The organism is Streptomyces sp. YS-3, assembly GCF_045257485.1.
In the GTDB taxonomy this organism is placed as follows: Bacteria; Actinomycetota; Actinomycetes; order Streptomycetales; family Streptomycetaceae; genus Streptomyces.
Map to the genome: position 1 here is coordinate 1 of NZ_JBJHPC010000845.1, position 2230 is coordinate 2230.

Consider the following 2230-nt stretch of genomic DNA (forward strand, 5'->3'; position numbering starts at 1 on the left):
CTCCCGCGGCCCACCGCCGGGGCGCACCCGCCGGGGCGGGCCGCGGGAGTGGGCGCGATTCGCGGCCGTGCGGTCGTAGGCTGCCGCCATGTGCGGAATCGTCGGGTACGTGGGAGCGCAGTCAGCGCTCGATGTTGTCATCGCCGGACTGAAGCGGCTCGAATACCGGGGCTACGACTCGGCCGGGGTCGCCGTCCTCGCCGACGGCGGGCTGGCCGCGGCCAAGAAGGCCGGCAAGCTCGTCAACCTGGAGAAGGCCCTGGTGGACCGGCCGCTGCCGAGCGGCTCCACCGGCATCGGGCACACCCGCTGGGCCACCCACGGCGGGCCGACCGACGCCAACGCCCACCCGCACCTCGACAACGCGGGCCGGGTCGCGGTCGTCCACAACGGGATCATCGAGAACTTCGCGGCGCTGCGGGCGGAGCTGGCGGAGCGCGGCCACGCGCTGGCCTCCGAGACGGACACCGAGGTCGTCGCGCATCTGCTGGCCGAGGCGTACTCCTCCACGGAGGACCTGGCCGAGGCGATGCGGCAGGTGTGCAGGCGGCTCGACGGGGCGTTCACGCTGGTCGCGGTGCACGCCGACGAGCCGGACGTGGTGGTCGGGGCGCGGCGGAACTCCCCGCTGGTGGTGGGCGTTGGAGAGGGTGAGTCCTTCCTCGCCTCGGACGTGGCCGCGTTCATCGCCCACACGCGGTCCGCGATCGAGCTGGGCCAGGACCAGGTCGTGGAGCTGCGGCGGGACGGTGTGTCGGTCACCGACTTCGACGGGGCTCCCGCACAGGTGCGGTCGTACCACGTGGACTGGGACGCGTCGGCCGCGGAGAAGGGGGGCTATGACTACTTCATGCTCAAGGAGATCGCCGAGCAGCCCAAGGCCGTGGCCGATACGCTGCTCGGCCGGATCGACGCCGCGGGTTCGCTGACGCTCGACGAGGTCCGTATCCCGGCGGCGGAGCTGCGCGAGGTCGACAAGGTCGTGATCGTCGCGTGCGGTACGGCGTACCACGCGGGCATGATCGCCAAGCTGGCGATCGAGCACTGGACGCGGATCCCCTGCGAGACGGAGCTCGCCAGCGAGTTCCGCTACCGCGACCCGATCCTCGACCGGCGCACGCTGGTGATCGCGATCTCGCAGTCCGGCGAGACCATGGACACCCTGATGGCGCTGCGGCACGCGCGCGAGCAGGGCGCGAAGGTGCTGGCCATCTGCAACACCAACGGGTCGACGATCCCACGCGAGTCGGACGCGGTGCTGTACACGCACGCGGGCCCGGAGGTCGCCGTCGCGTCCACGAAGGCGTTCCTGACCCAGCTGGTCGCCTGCTACCTGGTCGCCCTGTACCTGGGGCAGGTGCGCGGGACGAAGTGGGGCGACGAGATCCGGGCGGTGATCCGGGACCTGGCGTCGATCGCGCGCGACGTCGACCAGGTGCTGGAGACGATGGAGCCGGTGCGGGAGCTGGCGCGGTCGCTGGCGGCGAAGAACACCGTGCTGTTCCTGGGCCGCCATGTGGGCTATCCGGTGGCGCTGGAGGGCGCGCTCAAGCTCAAGGAGCTCGCCTATATGCACGCGGAGGGGTTCGCGGCGGGCGAGCTCAAACACGGCCCGATCGCGCTGATCGAGCCGGATCTGCCGGTGGTGGTGGTCGTGCCGTCGCCGCGCGGCCGTTCGGTGCTCCACGACAAGATCGTGTCGAACATCCAGGAGATCAGGGCGCGGGGGGCGCGGACGATCGTGATCGCGGAGGTCGGCGACGAGACGGTGGTGCCGTACGCGGACCATCTGATCCGCATCCCCGCCACGCCCACGCTGCTCCAGCCGCTGGTCGCCACGGTCCCGCTCCAGGTCTTCGCCTGCGAGCTGGCCACGGCGCGCGGCAACGAGGTGGACCAGCCGCGCAACCTCGCGAAGTCGGTCACGGTCGAATGATCATCGGGGTGGGGATCGACGTGGCCGAGGTCGAACGTTTCGGCGAGTCGCTGCGGCGCACGCCGGGGCTGCTCGACCGCCTGTTCGTGGAGGAGGAGCTGCTGCTGCCGAGCGGGGAGCGCCGCGGGACGGCGTCCCTGGCGGTCCGCTTCGCGGCGAAGGAGGCCCTGGCGAAGGCCCTGGGCGCCCCGGCCGGGCTGAGCTGGACGGACGCGGAGGTGTACGTGGAGGAGAGCGGCCAGCCGCGGCTGCGGGTACGGGGGAGCGTGGCGGCCCGGGCGGAGGCGCTGGGGG

Annotated in this window: 2 protein-coding genes; both read left to right on the plus strand. The window is 72.2% G+C overall.

Translation table 11 applies throughout. The features are described 5' to 3' along the window. The first annotated feature begins 88 nt into the window (after nt 1–88). Nucleotides 89–1936, plus strand: coding sequence for a glutamine--fructose-6-phosphate transaminase (isomerizing) (gene glmS / locus ACJA3G_RS35465; RefSeq protein WP_406557142.1), 1848 nt, complete (start codon nt 89–91; stop codon nt 1934–1936). Beyond that, nucleotides 1933–2230 (plus strand): holo-ACP synthase (locus ACJA3G_RS35470; protein ID WP_406557143.1); only part of this gene is annotated, 298 nt, incomplete at its 3' end. The genes glmS and ACJA3G_RS35470, both read left to right, overlap by 4 nt.